The sequence below is a fragment of the Aeromonas sp. 25-AL00135 genome (genome assembly GCF_054052385.1).
In genome coordinates this window covers 53,777-71,783 of sequence record NZ_JBSTYQ010000009.1, presented here as the reverse complement: position 1 = coordinate 71,783, position 18,007 = coordinate 53,777, and the positions used below count along the sequence as shown (strand labels likewise).

Annotated in this window: 18 protein-coding genes; 12 read left to right on the top strand and 6 right to left on the bottom strand. The window is 61.4% G+C overall.

The annotated features are described in order from the left end of the window. Nucleotides 1–98: 98 nt before the first annotated feature. The 6 genes from ACW5XC_RS10270 to ACW5XC_RS10245 all read left to right on the top strand — a co-directional run bounded on the left by ACW5XC_RS10270 (nucleotide 99) and on the right by ACW5XC_RS10245 (nucleotide 6,733). Nucleotides 99–2,021 carry a PTS mannitol transporter subunit IICBA gene (locus tag ACW5XC_RS10270; RefSeq protein ID WP_042053605.1) on the top strand — a complete coding sequence of 641 codons (1,923 nt, stop codon included), beginning with the start codon at nucleotides 99–101 and terminating at the stop codon, nucleotides 2,019–2,021. Nucleotides 2,022–2,058: 37 nt separating this feature from the next. After that, complete coding sequence (locus ACW5XC_RS10265) at nucleotides 2,059–3,204, top strand: mannitol-1-phosphate 5-dehydrogenase (protein WP_042053607.1); 1,146 nt, start codon at nucleotides 2,059–2,061, stop codon at nucleotides 3,202–3,204. 133 nt (nucleotides 3,205–3,337) lie between these two features. Next, complete coding sequence (locus tag ACW5XC_RS10260) at nucleotides 3,338–3,859, top strand: MltR family transcriptional regulator (RefSeq protein WP_005335907.1); 522 nt, start codon at nucleotides 3,338–3,340, stop codon at nucleotides 3,857–3,859. Nucleotides 3,860–4,049: 190 nt separating this feature from the next. Beyond that, a complete protein-coding gene (locus ACW5XC_RS10255; protein ID WP_005335908.1) occupies nucleotides 4,050–5,837 on the top strand; it encodes a cation:proton antiporter in 1,788 nt (595 codons plus the stop codon). After that, nucleotides 5,834–6,406: a DNA-J related domain-containing protein gene (locus tag ACW5XC_RS10250; protein WP_042053609.1), complete on the top strand. Its 573-nt coding sequence runs from the start codon at nucleotides 5,834–5,836 to the stop codon at nucleotides 6,404–6,406. The genes ACW5XC_RS10255 and ACW5XC_RS10250 overlap by 4 nt, the downstream gene beginning before the upstream one ends. A gap of 78 nt (nucleotides 6,407–6,484) precedes the next feature. After that, nucleotides 6,485–6,733 (top strand): hypothetical protein, encoded by a 249-nt coding sequence (locus ACW5XC_RS10245; RefSeq protein ID WP_005363113.1) that lies wholly within the window; start codon nucleotides 6,485–6,487, stop codon nucleotides 6,731–6,733. 60 nt (nucleotides 6,734–6,793) lie between these two features. Here the strand turns inward: ACW5XC_RS10245 and ACW5XC_RS10240 are convergent, their stop codons facing one another. Together ACW5XC_RS10240 and zntB are read right to left on the bottom strand one after the other, a co-directional pair. Beyond that, a complete protein-coding gene (locus ACW5XC_RS10240) occupies nucleotides 6,794–7,306 on the bottom strand; it encodes a mechanosensitive ion channel domain-containing protein (RefSeq protein WP_005354921.1) in 513 nt (170 codons plus the stop codon). A 13-nt stretch (nucleotides 7,307–7,319) separates the two neighbouring features. Next, nucleotides 7,320–8,285 carry a zinc transporter ZntB gene (gene zntB, locus ACW5XC_RS10235; protein WP_005341467.1) on the bottom strand — a complete coding sequence of 322 codons (966 nt, stop codon included), beginning with the start codon at nucleotides 8,283–8,285 and terminating at the stop codon, nucleotides 7,320–7,322. Nucleotides 8,286–8,425: 140 nt separating this feature from the next. On the opposite strand from zntB, the gene ACW5XC_RS10230 reads away from it, so the two are divergent. Both ACW5XC_RS10230 and ACW5XC_RS10225 read left to right on the top strand, forming a co-directional pair. Next, nucleotides 8,426–8,875 carry a YaiI/YqxD family protein gene (locus tag ACW5XC_RS10230; RefSeq protein ID WP_042053612.1) on the top strand — a complete coding sequence of 150 codons (450 nt, stop codon included), beginning with the start codon at nucleotides 8,426–8,428 and terminating at the stop codon, nucleotides 8,873–8,875. 125 nt (nucleotides 8,876–9,000) lie between these two features. Continuing rightward, entirely contained in the window at nucleotides 9,001–9,501 is a 501-nt protein-coding gene (locus tag ACW5XC_RS10225; protein ID WP_042053671.1) for a metal-dependent hydrolase, read from the top strand. Between the two features lie 64 nt (nucleotides 9,502–9,565). Here ACW5XC_RS10225 and ACW5XC_RS10220 read toward each other — a convergent pair whose 3' ends face one another. Then, on the bottom strand, nucleotides 9,566–10,771 hold the full coding sequence (locus tag ACW5XC_RS10220) for a NupC/NupG family nucleoside CNT transporter (protein ID WP_005363118.1): 1,206 nt from the start codon (nucleotides 10,769–10,771) through the stop codon (nucleotides 9,566–9,568). Between the two features lie 542 nt (nucleotides 10,772–11,313). Between ACW5XC_RS10220 and dbpA the strand changes: the two genes are divergently transcribed. Together dbpA and ACW5XC_RS10210 are read left to right on the top strand one after the other, a co-directional pair. Next, a complete protein-coding gene (gene dbpA / locus ACW5XC_RS10215) occupies nucleotides 11,314–12,693 on the top strand; it encodes an ATP-dependent RNA helicase DbpA (RefSeq protein WP_042053613.1) in 1,380 nt (459 codons plus the stop codon). A gap of 89 nt (nucleotides 12,694–12,782) precedes the next feature. After that, a complete protein-coding gene (locus ACW5XC_RS10210; protein WP_005335921.1) occupies nucleotides 12,783–13,073 on the top strand; it encodes a YkgJ family cysteine cluster protein in 291 nt (96 codons plus the stop codon). Nucleotides 13,074–13,100: 27 nt separating this feature from the next. Here the strand turns inward: ACW5XC_RS10210 and ACW5XC_RS10205 are convergent, their stop codons facing one another. Then, on the bottom strand, nucleotides 13,101–13,508 hold the full coding sequence (locus ACW5XC_RS10205; protein ID WP_005335923.1) for a hypothetical protein: 408 nt from the start codon (nucleotides 13,506–13,508) through the stop codon (nucleotides 13,101–13,103). A gap of 268 nt (nucleotides 13,509–13,776) precedes the next feature. Here ACW5XC_RS10205 and ACW5XC_RS10200 point away from each other — a divergent pair, with 268 nt between their 5' ends. Next, nucleotides 13,777–15,171 carry a PepSY-associated TM helix domain-containing protein gene (locus ACW5XC_RS10200; RefSeq protein ID WP_042053614.1) on the top strand — a complete coding sequence of 465 codons (1,395 nt, stop codon included), beginning with the start codon at nucleotides 13,777–13,779 and terminating at the stop codon, nucleotides 15,169–15,171. 70 nt (nucleotides 15,172–15,241) lie between these two features. Here ACW5XC_RS10200 and ACW5XC_RS10195 read toward each other — a convergent pair whose 3' ends face one another. Continuing rightward, on the bottom strand, nucleotides 15,242–15,457 hold the full coding sequence (locus tag ACW5XC_RS10195) for a DUF6500 family protein (protein WP_042053616.1): 216 nt from the start codon (nucleotides 15,455–15,457) through the stop codon (nucleotides 15,242–15,244). 106 nt (nucleotides 15,458–15,563) lie between these two features. After that, nucleotides 15,564–16,469 carry a 1,4-dihydroxy-2-naphthoate polyprenyltransferase gene (locus tag ACW5XC_RS10190; protein WP_042053617.1) on the bottom strand — a complete coding sequence of 302 codons (906 nt, stop codon included), beginning with the start codon at nucleotides 16,467–16,469 and terminating at the stop codon, nucleotides 15,564–15,566. 208 nt (nucleotides 16,470–16,677) lie between these two features. Between ACW5XC_RS10190 and ACW5XC_RS10185 the strand changes: the two genes are divergently transcribed. Beyond that, entirely contained in the window at nucleotides 16,678–18,000 is a 1,323-nt protein-coding gene (locus tag ACW5XC_RS10185; protein WP_042053618.1) for an isochorismate synthase, read from the top strand. Nucleotides 18,001–18,007 lie beyond the last annotated feature (7 nt).

Below are 18,007 nucleotides of genomic sequence, written 5' to 3'. Positions count from 1 at the left end.
TAGATTGAAGTTGCTTAGACGACCGGGATGGAGGTTCGGCAAAACCGGCCATCCCGACTACCACTTTTAATCAAACAGGCTTAAAACGGGGTCCCGACATGTTATCACCGGATACCAAAGTCAAGATACAGAATTTTGGACGCTTCCTGTCCAATATGGTCATGCCCAACATAGGCGCCTTTATCGCCTGGGGCTTTATCACCGCCCTCTTCATCCCCACCGGCTGGCTGCCCAATGAAACCTTGGCCAAGCTAGTCGGCCCCATGATCACCTACCTGCTGCCGCTGCTGATTGGCTACACCGGCGGCAAACTGATGGGCGGTGAGCGCGGCGGCGTGGTCGGTGCCATCACCACCATGGGTGTCATCGTGGGAACCGATATCCCCATGTTCATGGGAGCCATGATGGTCGGCCCGCTCGGTGGCTGGGCCATCAAGCGCTTCGACAAGGCGATGGACGGTCGCGTCAAGAGCGGCTTCGAGATGCTGGTCAACAACTTCTCCGCCGGCCTTATCGGCATGCTGCTGGCGATCCTCGCTTTCTTCGTGATTGGCCCCTTCGTCAAGGTGCTCTCCGGCCTGCTTGCCGGTGGCGTCGGCTTCCTGGTGGAAAACCACATGCTGCCGCTCACCTCCATCTTCGTCGAACCGGCCAAGATCCTGTTCCTCAACAACGCCATCAACCACGGCATCTTCTCGCCGCTGGGGATCCAGCAGGCGACCGAGCACGGCAGCTCCATCTTCTTCCTGATTGAAGCGAACCCGGGCCCGGGCATGGGTGTGCTGCTGGCCTACATGGTGTTCGGTCGTGGTGCGGCCAAGCAGTCCGCGGCTGGCGCCTCCATCATTCACTTCTTCGGCGGCATCCACGAGATCTACTTCCCGTATGTGCTGATGAACCCGCGCCTCATTCTGGCGGTGATCGCCGGTGGCATGACCGGGGTCTTTACCCTGACCCTGTTCAATGCAGGTCTGGTCTCCCCCGCGTCGCCGGGCTCCATCTTCGCAGTGTTGTTGATGACGCCGAAAGCCTCCCTGATCGGGGTCGCCCTCTCCATCATCAGCGCCACTCTGGTCTCCTTCCTGGTCGCCGCCGTATTCGTTCGAGCCCAACAGCCGGAAGCCGACGAGGCCGATGCCCTCGGTGAAGCCACTCGCAAGATGAAAGCCATGAAGGGCGGCAAGCCCGAAACCGCAGCGGCCAAGAAGCCGGGCGGCGAACTGATGGCGGTACGCAATATTGTGGTCGCCTGCGATGCGGGCATGGGCTCCAGCGCCATGGGCGCCGGCATGCTGCGCAAGCGGGTGCAGGCCGCAGGGCTCGATATCAGCGTCACCAACCGCGCCATCGATCAGCTCGACGATCAGGTGGACTGGGTCATCACCCACAAGGATCTGACCGAGCGGGCCCGTCGCCATGCGCCGCATGCCCACCATATTTCCCTAACCAACTTCCTCGACAACGGCCTCTATCAGGAGCTGGTACAGAGCCTGACCCAGGCCGCCAACGATGACGTCGCCAACCCGCAGCTGCTGGTGGCGGCCAACGACGACAGCTACGAGCCGCAAGCGGCCGAAGTCTTTACCCTGAGCCGTAATGACGTGCATCTGGGACTGAAAGCGGACAACAAGGAGGCCGCCATCCTGACCGCAGGCCGACTGCTGGCCGAGCGCGGCTACGTGGCTCCCGACTACGTCAACGCCATGCTGGAGCGCGAACAGCTGGTCTCCACCTACCTCGGCGAATCCATCGCCGTGCCCCATGGCACCATCGCCGCCAAGGAGTTTGTGAAGCGTACCGGCATCGTCATTTGCCAGTACCCGGCCGGGGTCGCCTTTGGCGAGGCTGCCGATGAGGTAGCGCGGCTGGTGATCGGCATCGCCGCCCGCAACGACGAACACATGCAGGTGATAACCCGCCTGACCAATGCACTGGATGAACCCGGTCTCATCGACCGGCTGGCCAGCACCACGGATCCCCAGGCCTTCCTGGATCTGCTGGGTGCCGAACAGGCTGCCTAATCATCTTTCATCGTCTTTGGTTCAAGAGGTTAATATCATGAAAACATTGCATTTTGGTGCTGGTAACATCGGTCGCGGCTTTATCGGCAAAGTGCTGGCGGATGCCAGCCATCAGGTCACCTTCGCCGACGTCAACGACACCCTGATCGACCAGCTCAACCACCGCCAGGAGTACAAGGTCCATGTGGTGGGAGCGGATCAGAAGCTGGATGTGGTGCGCAACGTGGCGGCGGTGAGCTCCGCCGGTCACGAGGTGATCGCCCGTATCATCACCGCCGACCTGGTCACCACGGCAGTGGGCCCCAACATTCTGGACAAGATTGCCAGCACCCTGGCCAAGGGGCTGCAAGCTCGCTTCGATGCCGGCAACCTGACTCCGCTCAACGTCATCGCCTGCGAAAACATGGTGCGCGGCACCAGCCACCTCAAGCGGGAGGTACTCAAGTACCTGCCGGTCGCGTATCATGCCACGCTCGAATCCTGTATCGGCTTCGTCGACTCGGCGGTGGATCGCATCGTGCCGCCCGCCGCGGCTGCCAACGATGACCCGCTGGAAGTAACGGTAGAGAGCTTCAGCGAGTGGATCGTCGACCAGACCCAGTTCAAGGGGGAGCTGCCACAGGTGGCGGGCATGGAGCCCACCGACAACCTAATGGCCTTCGTCGAGCGCAAGCTGTTCACCCTCAACACCGGCCACATCGTCACCGCCTATCTCGGCAAGTTGCGGGGCTACCGCACCGTCCGCGAGGCGATCGAGGATCCGGTGATCCGCAGCAAGGTACGCCGCGCCATGGAGGAGAGCGGTGCCGTACTGGTGAAACGCTACGGCTTCGACCCGCGCCTGCACGCCGCCTACATCGAGAAGATCCTGGCCCGCTTCGCCAACCCCTATCTGGTGGACGAGATTGACCGGGTCGGCCGTCAGCCACTGCGCAAGCTGGCGGCGGGAGATCGACTGGTGAAGCCGCTGCTGGGCACCCTGGAGTACGGCCTGCCCAACGAGCAGTTGCAGGAGGGGATCGCCGCGGCGCTCCACTATCGCAATGTCGATGATCCGCAGGCGGTGGAGCTGCAAGCCCTGCTGGCGGAGCTTGGCCCGGCCAAAGCGCTGGCCCGCGTCACCGGACTGGATGAAGAGAGCGAAGTGGTTCGCGCCATCGTCGCCCGTTACGAAACCCTGTAATAACCCTGCTTGCGGCGCATTCAGCCATCACTGATAGCGCGCCAAGCGCTTGAATGGCAAGGGAATGTGCCCCATATGATAAAAACCGGGAGAGAGGCTGACTCTCTCCCTGTCAGCTGGACCCAATGCACCTATGACCACACACCAGGAAGATGAAGTACTGGAACGACTGAACGAGCAGGATGGCCCCCGCGGCTTCTTTCTCGAAGCCGTGACCATCCTGGAAGAGGCGGTCGACTCCCTGATGCGACGCGCGTTTCGTCAGGAGGAGTATGCCGTCAAATACGCCATCGAACCCCTGCTCAACCAGAGCGGCCCCCTCGGCCAGCTGGAGGTGCGCCTCAAGCTCATCTTCGCCCTCGGTCTCATCTCACTCGAGCGCTATCAGGATATCGAAGCCTATATCAAGATCCGCGACTTTCTGGTGCGCGACCCCAAGGATTACCGCTTCAGCGACAAGCCGATCCGCGATCTGCTCGACCGCCTGCACGGGGTCAATCAGGGCGGCATGATGAAGCTGGAGCCCCCCGCCAGCGAAGAGGATTGGGCCTTCTACCAGATGCAGCTAAACCGGCTCGATCAGATGGTGCGCTCCGCACTGGTACTGGCGCTGGCCGACTGTGTCGGCGAGCTCCACAAGGAGAGCCCCATCTAATCCGGCCCCAAGGCCACCCCATCACCACGGTTGGCGTCTGGCTGGCGCCCTGCACACCACCGCCAGCCACCATGACGCCGACTGTCGCACATCTCCCCATCCCGGCCATGATGCTCGCGCCTTCGGGTGTCAATCTGACCAACTTAGCCACTACACTAGCTCCATACTCACTGCCTGAATCGAGGTCTGCATGATTGCCCTCTCTCTGGCCGGGATCGCCCTGGTCTCCGTGCTGGCCCAATGGCTTGCCTGGTCGCTGCGGGTGCCCGCCATCTTGTTTCTGCTGCTCACCGGCCTGACTCTGGGCCCGGTCAGCGGCCTGCTCGACCCCGATGCCCTGCTCGGGGATCTGCTGTTTCCGCTGGTCTCCCTGTCGGTAGCCATCATCCTGTTCGAGGGGGCGCTGACCCTCCATCTGGCCGAGCTCAAGGGGATCGGCAAGGTGGTGCGCAATCTCTGCTCCACCGGCATGCTGGTCAGCTTCGCCGTCATCGGCAGCGCCGGTTACTTCCTGCTGGGGCTGGACTGGCGGGTCGCCACCATGCTCGGCGCTGTGCTGGTGGTAACGGGCCCGACGGTGATCGCCCCCATGCTCAACGTGATCCGCCCCACCCGGGAGGTGGACCGCATCCTGCGCTGGGAGGGGATCGTCATCGACCCTATCGGCGCCCTGTTTGCAGTGCTGGTGTTCGAGGCGGTGCGCCTCGGCAGTCAGGGGGATCTCATCAGCCATACCCTGCTGGCGCTGGGCAAGACAGTGCTGGTCGGTTCCCTGATCGGGGTGGTGGCAGGCTGGCTAACCACCCTGCTCATTCGCAAGGACTGGCTGCCGGTCAGCCTGCACAAGTTCGGCGTGCTGGCGCTGGTGCTGGTCACCTTCAGCCTTTCCAACTGGCTGAGCCACGAGTCCGGCCTGCTGGCGGTGACCGTGTTCGGCATCTGGCTCGCCAATCAGGAGGGGCTGGATCTGGAAGAGGTGCTGGCGTTCAAGGAGGATCTCGCGGTCATCCTTATATCCAGCCTGTTTATCCTGCTGGCGGCCCGCCTCGATCTGGCACAGCTCTGGCAGCTCGGCCCCATGGTGCTGGCGCTGCTGTGCGTGGTGCAGTTTGTGGCGCGCCCGCTCTGTATTCTGGTCTCGACCTGGGGCTCGGATCTCTCCTGGCGAGCTCGCGCCCTGCTGAGCTGGATCGCCCCGCGCGGCATAGTCGCGGCAGCGGTCAGCGCCTCGTTTGCCATCAGCCTGCATCAGGCCGAGATCCCCGATGCCGACAAGCTGGTGCCGCTGGTGTTTGCGGTGATCATTTCCACCGTGGTGTTGCAGAGCCTCACCTCGGCACCGCTGGCCAGCCTGCTCAAGATGCGCCAGAGCGCCCCCAACACCTGGCTCATCATAGGGGCCAACTCGGTGGCGCGGGCCATCGGCCGGGCGCTGGCGGATCAGGGGGTGCCGGTGCAACTCTGCGATCCCGCCTGGGAGTTCTGCAAACAGGCGCGGATGAGCAACCTCCCCTGCTACTTCGGCAACCCCCAGTCGGAACATGCCGAGCTGCACCTGCCGCTCACCAGCATCAGTACCGTGCTGGCGCTCTCCCCCAACCGCCACAACAACGCCCTCGGGGTGCTGCACTTTGCCCACCTCTACGGCGAGGAGCAGGTCTACTCCCTGCGATCCAGCGAGCAACACGGCAAGGCCAACCGGGAGAGTGCCACCTTTCGCGCTCGCCAGAACCTGTTCGGCCCCGACATCAACTATGCCCGGCTGAGCGGCCTGCTGAGCCGGGGTGGCCAGATCAAGGCGACCCGCCTGAGCGAGGCGTTCGACTGGGCCCAGTATCAGACCGCCAATCCCGGCGCCATCCCGCTCTTCATCATGGATGGCAAGGGCAAGCCCCAGATCGTTACCGGCCCCGTCACTCCGCAAGCGGGTGAGCTGCTGATCGCCCTGCAGCCGCCCAGGGAGCAGGGCGCCGAATGAACGAAGCCAACCACAATCCGCTGATCGCCCCTCTGCTGGTGCTGCTGCAACAGGCGGCGGGTAGCTACAAGGTGCATGAACTGATGGCTGCTCTGCGCCAGCAGGGGGCGATCCCCCGGCTGGCTGACGATGAGCAACTGCAGCTGTTTCGGGTCAACTTCCTGATCATGAACGCCCTCTACCAGTTGCAGGCCGAGCTTTATGAAGAGGGATGGTGGCTGGTGATCAGCACCCTGGATATCCGGCTCGAACCGCTGGCCGAGAACCTACAAACCAACCACGGCTTTGCCCTTGGCGAAAATCTGCGTAGCTACTATCTCGACTGGCAGGTGTTCTGGCAGACCGACCGTGCCGAAGTTGAAACCCTGCTCAACCGCTTCTGGCGCGCTTATGACGGTGAGGGGCACAAAGCCGAGGCGCTGGCCCTGTTCGAGTTGAATGAGGGGGCGAGTCAGGAGGCGATCCGCCGCCGCTGGCGGGAGCTGGCACTGCAGCACCATCCGGATCGGGGCGGCAATGCCGAGACCTTTATCCGTATCCGCTGGGCATGGGAGGTCCTGCGGGGATGATCCCGTTGCCGCACCACTGTTGCCGCACATAAAGGGCAGGCATAGACTGGAGCTGGATATTCCCCACAGGAGAGCATCATGACAGTCAGTGAACTTCGTAAGCTCTATCAGCAACAGATCCTGCAAGAGGCTGAAATACTCCACGATGTGGCTATTCCCGGCTGGCTCATCGAATTCAGAGGCAAGGATGGCGCCCTCTACGAGCTGACCGACACCCTCGGCTGCCCGGTCAGTTTCGGCACCGTCGAGCAGGCCCGCGAACATCTGCATCAGGTGGCCGACTGCCCGGTTCAGGTGGAGCACCTCTACCGCTTCTTCGAACGCTAGCGCCAACCACCGCACAGTAAAAAGGCTCCCGAGGGAGCCTTTTGTTATTCCGGTTGCTTTCTATTCCGGTTGCAGCGGTTCCGCCACCTTGCCCTCCAGCTTCCTGACCGGCTTTTGCAGGATCAGGTTGGCCGGATAGGTGACCAGATCGCCGTTGTCATCACGCACCCGCACGTAGAACAAGCCAATCTCGGTGATGACGCCGGTGACCGAATCATCTTTGTCGAGGATGCGGATCCGGTCGCCAATCTTGTAGGGGAAGGCGAAGAAGATGGTGATGCTGGCGGTGATGTTGGAGAGGATCGACCACTGGGCGACCATGGCGACCCCCAATACCGCAAAGAAGGAGGACGCGAGCACCACCAGTCGGGAGAAGTCGAGCCCCCACACCCCGGCCAGTACCAGCAAGGTGGCGCAGCCGAGCAGGAAGTGGAACACATGGGCCACGTAGAGCACCCGGTTCTCGCTCACCTGCCTGCTCTGACCGAGCGCCAGCAGGCTCTTGTGAATCAGCCGCCGGATCAGGGTATGACCCAGCAACAGCAGCAGGGTCAGGCCAATTGATTGCCACATGGGTTATGCCTCCTTACCACCAGCGCCGATGTTTGAGCCAGATAGCCAGCCCGCTTGCCAGCGCCACCAAGGATCCGCAGAAGACCCAGAAGGCGGTCGGATTCTCGGCCCCGGGGATACCGCCGAGGTTGATGCCAAACAGACCGGTCAGGAAGCTGGCAGGTAAAAAGAGCAGTGCCATCACCGACATCTGGTAGGCGCGGCGGTTGGTCGCCTCCGCCATCAGATTGTTGATCTCGTCTGCCAGCACAGCGGTGCGCGCCACTCCGGCATCGAGGTCATCGAGCCAGCGCCGCAGCCGATCGGCGATATCGAGCAGACGACGGCGGTCATCCTCATCCAGCCAGCTGATCTTCTCGTTGGCAAGGCGCGCCACCAGATCCCGCTGGGGGGAGAGGTAGCGGCGGATCATGATGAGCTGCTTGCGGATCAGCGCCAAGCGGCCATTGGCGGGCATGTCGCGCATCAGAACCATCTCCTCCAGATCGAGGATCTTGTCGTGCAGCTCCTCGACAAACTCCCCCGCCCGGTCGGTCAGGGCATCGCAGATCTCCACCAGCCAGTCGGCCGGGGTATCGGCGCCGCCCCCCAGCTTGAGCTGGTTGAACACATCCTGTTCTGAGAGCAGCGGACGACGACGGCTGCTGATAATGAGATCCGGGGTGATGAAGATGCGCAGCGCCACCATCTCTTCGGGCCTGTGATCCTTGTTGTGGTTGATGCCGCGCAGGATCAGCAGCACCGTCTCCCCCATCCGCACCAGCTTGGGACGATTGCTCTGGCCGAGCAGCGACTCCCTGGCCGCCTCGCTGAGCAAAGGAGTCTGCAACAGCCAGCGCGCCGAATCGGGATTACCGTAATCCAGATGCAGCCAGCCGGGATGTGCCGCCGGGACTTCGCTTCCCGCCGTCAGCGGCGCCATGCCACCCTTGCCATCCAGGGTCAGGGCATAAATTACTTCACCGGGCACCCGATCCATCTCGTCTCCTTCTCGTTTCATGTGCTGGCCCCAGCTTACACCAAAGGTTGGGCCGACTCAGCCCCGCGCCGGGAAGGGGAGGCCTGTGTTAACATGACCACTCTCGTTTTCCATCCGCTTTCACTACAGGAAACCATGCCATGCCCATCTGGGTTGATGCCGATGCCAGCCCCATTCCGGTCAAGGAGATCCTCTACCGCGCCGCCCACCGCGCCCAGGTCGTCACCACCCTGGTGGCCAATCAGGGATTGCGGGTGCCCCCCTCGCCTTTCATCAAAACCCAGCAGGTGGAGAAGGGATTCGATGTGGCAGATCATGTCATCGCCCAGCAGGTTCAGCCCGGCGATCTGGTGATCACCGGTGATATCCCCCTCGCCTCCTGGGTGATCGATGCCGGTGGCGAGGCACTCAATCCCCGCGGCGAGATCTACACCCGCGAGACCATCAAGGCGCGGCTCGGCATGCGCAACTTTATGGAAGAGCTGCGCTCGGCCGGCGTGCAAACCGGCGGCCCGGCCCCCTTCAATGCCGCCGACAAACAGCGTTTTGCCAACGCCCTCGATAAGTGGCTGGTCAAAGGCAAGCTGTAAAGAGACCCTAAAGGCGCCCAACATGGGCGCTTTTTCGCCGTAACATCCTGATTTTTAAAATAAGAGCTGACCACAACCGTCAGGCTGGTAAGATGCGCCGCCATCTTGTCCACGCCGTAATCATCATGACCGCCCAAGGGCACCTGCTCTTCTCCGTTACCTGCACCCTGATCGCCCATAAACTGCAGCTCACTCCGGCACTGGCCGATGCCAGCCTGTGGCAGACCATCCCTGCCGCGCTGGCCAGCGCCCTGTTGCCCGACCTCGACCACCCCAAATCGGTGCTGGGGCAGCGCCTGCCTTGGATCTCGAAACCTCTGTCGCGGCTGTTCGGCCATCGCGGCTTCACCCACAGTCTGCTGGCGGTCGCCGCCGCTGTCTGGGGGCTGAACCAGAGCCTGCCGCCGGGCACCCTGCCCATGGGGGTCAAGGATGCGCTTATCGTCGGCTACCTCAGCCATCTGCTGGGGGACTGGCTCACCCCGGCGGGCATTCCGCTCTTCTGGCCCATCAAGCGCCGTTACCGCCTGCCAGGCTGGCCGCTGCGCAGTGGCGGCGCCATCGAAACCGGCTTTTGCACCCTCACCCTGCTGGTCGCCGGCTGGTGGTACGGCTGGCGGCTGTAGGCCAGAAACAAAAAAGCCCCTGACGAGGTCAGGGGCCCAAGCAGTGGCGCGAACCACTAGAGGATCAGATCATGATGCCTGCGATAACAGCAGAGAGCAGGCTGACCAGGGTAGAACCGTAGACCAGCTTCAGACCGAAGCGGGAAACCATGTTGCCCTTCTCTTCGTTCAGCGCTTTTACCGCACCGGCGATGATGCCGATGGAGCTGAAGTTGGCGAAGGAGACCATGAAGATGGAGAGGATGCCGACGGTGCGCGGAGAGAGCTCGGCAGCCACCTTGCCCAGATCCATCATCGCCACGAACTCGTTGGTCACCAGCTTGGTCGCCATGATGGAGCCCGCTTGCAGCGCTTCACCACTCGGGATACCCAGGATCCAGGCGATCGGGTAGAAGAGGTAGCCCATGACGAACTGGAAGTTCACGCCAAATGCCATCTCGAACAGGTAGTTGATCAGAGCGATCAGGGCGATGAAGCCCACCAGCATGGCACCCACGATCACGGCAACGGTGAAACCGGCCATGATGTACTCACCCAGCATCTCGAAGAAGTTTTCTTTCTTCGGCGTGTGGTGCTCGTCACCTTCGGCAATGGCCTTGATGTCGGTCACGGAGTTATCCGGCTCGTAGGGGTTGATCAGCGACAGAACGACGAAGGTACTGAACATATTGAGCACCAGCGCGGCAACCACGTAGCGCGGCTCGATCAGCTGCATGTAAGCACCGACGATGGACATGGAGACGGTAGACATCGCCGTCGCCGCCAGGGTGTACATCTGCTTCTCGTTCAGGTGCGGCAGGATGTTCTTGAGCGCGATGAAGTTCTCGGATTGGCCGACGATCATCGAGCTGATGGCGTTGAAAGACTCCAGCTTGCCCATGCCGTTGATCTTGGCCAGCACGGTACCGATACCGCGGATCACCAGCGGCAGCAGGCGGATGTACTGCAGAATACCGATCAGCACGGAGATGAAGACGATGGGCATCAGCACCATCAGGAAGAAGGAGAAGGCCCCTTCGTTGACCAGACCACCGAACACGAAGTCGGTACCCTGTTTGGCAAACTCCATCAACTTGGTGAAGCCGGCCGCGAAGCCACCCACCACCGCCAGACCCACTTCCGAGTTCAGCATGAACCAGGCCAGCGCCAGTTCGACCACCAACAGTTGGCCGATATAACGCAGTTTGATCTGTTTCCAGTTGTGGCGGTTAGCCAGCAGAGAGAGAGCGAGGACCATCACCAGTCCGAGCACAAAGTGAACGTATTCCATACCTGTAGCACCTGAGTAAATTGTAATTTTTGACCGGCGCCATCATAGACATTTGCACATTTAAAAATCAGATAGCCATCACAATCCCGCGCAATATTATGGAGGCAGGATAATACAAACGTTTTTAAATTAATTGTGCAATGAACTGATATTAATCGCGCAACACGGATAAAATAAATCCTTTTAAAACATCATGTTGAGTAATGGCGGCGCCGTTTTCATGTTCTTTGAAAATATTTAATCAGCATTTTCGTAACATTCCATGTGGCGCAGTAACCGTTCGTGAAATATTTCCCAATCATTATATTAAAACACTGAAAATAGAAAACGTTTATCCACGATAAATAATTATATGAGTGTTTGAAAAATAGTCCTTATCGCATTGTCGGTGCTCGTCCGCGATCGGTTTGGCAACAAATGAACCTTTAATGGCCCCTCGTGGCCAGCCGTTCAAAAATCCGCCACATCCGACGCCACATTCTGGTATGATGCGCGGCCTTAGCGCTCGCGCATCCCCGTTTTCTCCGAAATAGAGTCCTTTTGTGAACAACAGCGAATTTAGCAGCCTCAATCTCTCCCCCGCCCTGCAAGAGAACCTCACCAGCCTGGGTTACCTGCAGATGACCCCGATCCAGGCCCAGAGCCTGCCCCTGGTGCTCGATGGCAAAGACCTGATCGCCAAGGCAAAAACCGGCAGCGGCAAGACCGCCGCCTTCGGCCTCGGCCTGCTGGCCAAGCTCAACGTCAACCGCCTCGAAGTGCAGGCGCTGGTGCTCTGCCCGACCCGCGAACTGGCGGATCAGGTGGCCACCGAGATCCGTCGTCTGGCGCGCGCCCTGCCCAACGTCAAGCTGGTGACCCTGTGCGGCGGCACCCCGACCGCACCGCAGTCCGCCACCCTGAGCTTTGGTGCCCACATCGCCGTCGGCACCCCGGGTCGTATTCTCAAGCATCTGGAGCAGGGCACACTGGAGCTCTCCGGCCTCAAGACGCTGGTGCTGGATGAAGCGGATCGCATGCTGGACATGGGCTTTGGCGAAGATATCAACCGGGTCATCAGCTATGCCCCCCAGCAGCGTCAGACCCTGCTCTTCTCCGCGACCTATCCGGAAGGGATCGCCCAGATGAGCCGCGGCGTGCAGCGCAATCCGGTCGAGGTGAGCGTGGAGTCCCTGCACGAGGGGAGCGCCATCGAACAGAAGCTTTACGAAGTGCCTGCCGGCCAGCGCCTCGACGCCCTCACCTGGTTGCTGAGCCACTACCAGCCAAGCTCCTGCGTGGTGTTCTGCAACACCAAGCGCGCCTGTAACGACGTGGCCGACCATCTGGCTGCCAAGGGCTTCTCGGCGCTGGCGCTGAACGGCGATCTGGAACAGCGCGAGCGGGATCAGGTGCTGGTGCGCTTTGCCAACGGCAGCGCCACCATTCTGGTGGCCACCGACGTGGCGGCCCGTGGCCTCGACATCAAGGAGCTGGGCGCCGTCATCAACTACGAGCTGACCTATGATCCGGAAGTGCACGTACACCGCATCGGCCGTACCGGTCGTGCCGGCCAACAGGGTCTGGCCCTGAGTCTCTATCAGCCGAACGAGGCCCAGCGCGTCAACTTTATCGAAGAGTACCAGCAGGCTCCGATGCCGCTGGGTGATCTCGACAGCATCGGCCGCGACATCAAGCCGATCGCCCCGCAGATGGTGACCCTCTCCATCGATGCAGGCCGCAAGACCAAGGTGCGGGCCGGTGACATTCTGGGCGCCCTGACCGGTGAAGGCGGCATTGCCGGCGCCGACGTGGGCAAGATCCAGATCTCCGAGCAGTACTCCTACGTCGCCGTGAAGCGCAGCGTGGCGAGCGCCGCCCTCAAGCGGTTACAGGAAGGCAAGATCAAGGGTCGCAGCTACCGCGCCCGCAAACTGGGCTAAGGTTTTTTGCAAGCCGTTAGCCAGACCACAGGCGCCAGACAGGCGCCTGTTTCATATCTCCGATGCCGCCATGCGGCAAGACAGGCACCATGACCCAAGCAATCCAAACCGATGTGAGCTGCCAGAACTGCGAAGCCTGCTGCTGCCGCCTCGAAGTGATGCTCTTTACCGATACCGGCGTGCCGGACCGTTATGTACTGGAACGGGATGGCGAGATACCGGTCATGCGCCGGCTGGACGATGGCTGGTGCGCCGCCCTCGACCGCAACACCATGATGTGCCGTATCTACGAGGTGCGACCGCTGATCTGCCGCGAATTCGAAATGGGTGAACCCGACTGCGTTGACGAACGGGACAAGTGGTTTATCAAGCTGGAGTAAACCCGAGCCAACCAGAATGCGGGGTCGTCAAGCGCTCGCAGGTTCACAGGGAGCTGTGTTGAGCTGCTCCCCCAGCCACTGGATGGCCGCTGCCTCCTGCTCGAAGTAACGTACCGCCCGAAAGGGCAATCCCTTGAAGATGTTATCCGCCAGATAGCGCTTGAAGCCCCCTACGAAGACCACCGCCAGAAACTGACAGCCACTCTCGGCACACCAGCCAAACTGGCGACGAAAACGGGCCAGCACCTCGGGCCCGGCCGCTTCAAACTCGGTCGCGACCTCGACAATCCCCCAGGGGCCATCCATCAGACCGGCCAGTTCGTGACGAAAACGCGCCTCATAGGCCATGGCACCAGCCAGATTGAAAGGGCCACTCGGGCGGCAGATCAGCATCTGACCCCTGCGCTCCATGTCAAATTGCCCATGTGGCTGCATGACTGCTCCCATTCCGTTACCACCACCATCACCTGCAAATTGTTACCACAAGGTAATAATTTATAAGGAAAAGTCCAGCAGCAAACAGGCTTTCCCCAAAGCGTGATCATCCTATCCTGCAAACCGTCGGCACCTCATGTTACCGACATCCCGCACTGAATCGGTCTCGAGATGTGTGATTGCAGTTAACGAAACGTTACTGCTATTATCCGCGCCGCCACAAACATTCCACCAACCGAAAGGTTTGGCACCCCAACAAGGATGTGCAATGAAAAACAGGGACTCGAGTCATTACCAACGGATCTGGCGCTGGCACTTCTACGCCGGTCTCTTTGTCGCCCCTTTCCTGATCCTGCTGTCACTGACCGGGATCGTCTATCTGTTCAAACCCCAGCTCGACAACCTGATGTACCCAGAGCTGATGAAGGTCGCCCCCGCCAGCCAGACCCTGAGTGCCGACCAACTGCTGGCCAAGGCGATGATGACCATGCCCGATGCCAGCCTGCGTAAATACCTGCCGCCTGCAGCTCCCGACCTGAGCGCCCAGTTCATCGTCAATCGGGGTGAACAGGAACTGACCCTGTTTATGGATCCCGCCAGCGGCGCCCTGCTCGGCACCATGGACAACAAGTGGAATCTGCAAGCGGTGGCCCGTGCGCTACACGCCGACCTGCTGCTCGGTACCACCGGAGATCGGCTGATCGAACTGGCCGCAGGCTGGGGGCTGGTGCTGCTGCTGAGTGGTCTCTACCTCTGGTGGCCACGCAAGGGGCCCGGGGTGGGCGGCATCCTCTGGCCCAGAGTCAGCCAGCGTGGCCGCCTCTGGTGGCGGGATCTGCACGCCGTGGTCGGCTTCTGGGGCGCAGGTTTCCTGCTGCTGTTACTGCTGAGCGGCATGACCTGGACCGGTTTCTGGGGCGATCAGTTTGCCGCAGTCTGGAACCGCTTCCCCGCCGCCATGTGGAACGAGGTGCCCAAATCGGCACCGCTGGCCCGCAGCCTGAATCAGGCCCACGAGCAGACGGTTCCCTGGGCGGTGGAGAGCACTCCCATGCCCAGCTCGCAGCCGGTCGATGAGGGGCACGATCACGGTGCCATGAACCACGGCGAGCATGAGGGAGTTGTGATGGCAAGCCAGCGCATTGCGCTGCAACAGGTGGTGGATATCGCCACTGCCCGGAAAGTGAGTCCGGGGTACAGCATCACACCGCCGGTCGGCGCCACCGGTGTCTATACCATCGCCCTGTTTGCCGACGATCCACGCAACGACGCCACCCTGCATATCGATCAATACAGCGGCAAGGTGATGGCCGATGTGCGCTGGCAGGATTACGGCCTGGTCGCCAAGACAGTGGAGAGCGGCGTCATGCTGCACATGGGCAAGCTCTACGGCTGGCCCCACCAGCTCGCCATGCTGCTTATCTGCCTGATGGTGCTGGCCAGCGCCGTGAGTGGTCTGTGGATCTGGTGGTGCCGCCGCCCGCAGGGCCGTCTCGCCGCGCCGCCGCTGCCCGCCAAACTCCCGCCGATGCGCGGTGCCATCGCCCTGCTGATCCTGCTGGGGATTGCCTTCCCGCTGGTGGGCGCCTCCATGGTCGTCATCTGGCTGCTGGATACTCTGCTATTCTCCCGCCGTACGCTCAAAGTGGCTCGAGCCAGCTAGTCAATAACATCATTAACCAACAGAGAGGGCTCCCGCTTGGGAGCCCTCTCTGTTTCATGGCAGCCGACTATCACTCCTGCTCGACCAACAAGAGAATTTTCTTGGCCTTCTCGAAGTGATCGAGCTTGTGGGTCTGGATCCACCAGGTCGCCGCCTCCATCAACAACTCGGGATCGTCATTGCGATTGGCAAAAAAAGCATAAAAGGAGAGCCCGACCGTCTCCCCCTTCTGGGTGATTTTCTGCTGGCATACCTGAATGATTTTCTGTTTGAGTGATGAACGCATGGCAGTCTTCCTGTCTGACTGATTCAGTACCAACGCGTCGCATCGGCACACAAAAAGGGCTCCCGCCTCGGGAGCCCGTTTCACATAACAACAAGCCGGTCGCTCATCAGGAGAGCGCCAACCCGATGGAGAGCAGCAGGCTGAACAGAAAGGCGCTGATGGCGGTCTTCTTGAGGGCGCCGGTCAGCACCTCGCCATCGTAGCTTTCGCGAAGGGTCTTGGCCGCATCGCTAAGAGGCTTCATGGCGGGCAGGAAGATCCACGGCCAGAAACTGGCGGGCTGGATCAGGATAAAGGCGATGGTTGCCAGCAGCGCCGCCCCCAGCAGTACCCAGTGATAGGCAATGGCGCGGTTGCGGCCAAGGCGCACCGCCAGGGTGATCTTGCCGCTGGCGGCGTCGGTCTCGATATCGCGCACATTATTGATATTGAGCACGGCGGTGGCCAGCAGGCCACAGGCGGTGGCGGGCAGCAGCAGATCCCACTCCAGCGTCTTGGTGAAGAGGTAGTAGGAGCCGAGCACCCCGAGCAGGCCGAAGAAAAGGAACACCGAGATATCGCCAAACCCGCGATAGCCGTAAGGGGTCTTGCCCACGGTATAGGTCACCGCCGCGACGATGGCCGCGCCACCCAGCACTACAAATGCCAGGATCTGCAGCCACTGGCCACCGAAGGCGCAACCAAGCAACAGCAGGCCACTGGCCACCGCCGCCAGCGCGGTCAGCCCCATCGCCACGCACATCTGCTTTTTGGTGATAAGACCGGAGACCACTGCCCGCTGCGGGCCGATCCGCTCACCGTTGTCGGCGCCGGAGACCGCATCGCCGTAATCGTTGGCCAGATTGGAGAGGATCTGCAGCAGGATGGCGGTCAGCAGCGAGAGCGCCATGATGGTGCCATCGAAGGCGCCACGACTGGCAGCCAGCCCCGAGCCCAGCAGGATGGAAGAGCAGGCGAGCGGCAATGTTCGCAAACGCGCCGCCAGCAACCAAACAGAGAAGGTATTTGTCATTTTGTGATGGCCAAACAATCGGATATTGATCGTGTTAAGGGTTATCGAACCGGATTTGGGTATACTTGGCCCCGGAGAGTGAAGCTCCCGCGGGCGATTTACATGGACGAATGGGCAGATAATATATAGGAAATCATCGCCCTTTGGCATAAACCTACGGCATCCAGCTACCGGATCGCTCGTTACTACCCGGCTCAGACAAGAATCCATGTTGGTTCAGACCCATATCAAGCAACAACTGGACGCCCTGCGTCACAGCAACGTCAGCGGCTTCGTACGGTTGCGAGTGGCGATCGAAATCCGCTCCTTTCTGGGCTGGCTCGCGGCGCAAACCCTCTATCCCCGCATCTACTGGCAGGCCCGTGGAGAGGATCGTCCCGAGTATGTCGCGCTGGGCGCCATCCATGAACTGACCGAGCCGCACACCATCAAGCAGGTGTGCACCAACACAGCCAACCAGCATCATGACGACAGCCCCCGCTACTATGGCGGACTGGCGTTTGACCCGGACCAATCCGGCTGGCAAGGGTTTGGCCCCTGCCGTTTCGTGCTGCCCCGCATCGAGCTGGTGCGCCGTGGTGAGTGCGTCAGTCTCTGCCTCAACCTCTGGCTGGATGACGACAATCTCGAGGCCGAACTGCAGGCGGCCGACGCCGCCCTCGATGCCCTGCGTCCGGAAGCCCCGCTGCCCGCCCTGCAAAAGCAGCCCTGGCAGCGACAGGATTGCCCCGGCCCCGCCCAGTGGCAGATGCTGGTGGAGCGCGTCACCGCCCCCGATTTTCAGGCCCACACCCCCAAGGTGGTGCTGTCGCGGGAGAGCGTGCTGACCAGTCCGAACCACGATGCGGATATCAATCCCTGGGCCATGCTCGACCAGTGGGCCCGCCACGCCCAGGACTGCTTCCACTTCGGTTTTCAATTCTCCCCCGAGCAGGCCTTTATCGCCTGCTCTCCCGAGCGGCTCTACCGCCGGGAAGATCGCCACCTCTTTACCGAGGCGCTGGCGGGCACCATTCGCCGCTCCGGCGATGAAGAGGTGGATGCCCAACTTGCCGCCGAACTGCTGGCCGACAGCAAGAACCGGCTGGAGAACCGGCTGGTACATGCCGACATCCTCAGCCGTCTGGCGCCACTGACCCACGATGCCACCCTGACCGAGCCGCGCATTCTCAAACTGCGGCTGCTGCAACACCTCAAGTGCGATATCGAAGCCGAGCTCAAGCCCGGGGTCTGCGACTGGCAGCTGCTCGACGCCCTCCACCCGACGCCGGCGGTGGGTGGTGCCCCGCGCGAGGCAGCGCTCGCCTTTATCCGCGAGTTCGAGCCCTATGATCGGGGCTGGTACGCCGGTGCCTGCGGCATGCTGAGCCGGGAGACGTCCGAGTTCTCGGTCGCCATTCGCAGCGCCCGCATTCAGCCGGGCAGCGTCACCCTGTTTGCCGGTGCCGGCATTGTCGCCGGTTCCGAGCCTGTCGCCGAGTGGGCCGAACTCGACAACAAGATCGCCAATGTGCTCTCCCTGCTGGGATAGTCATTCA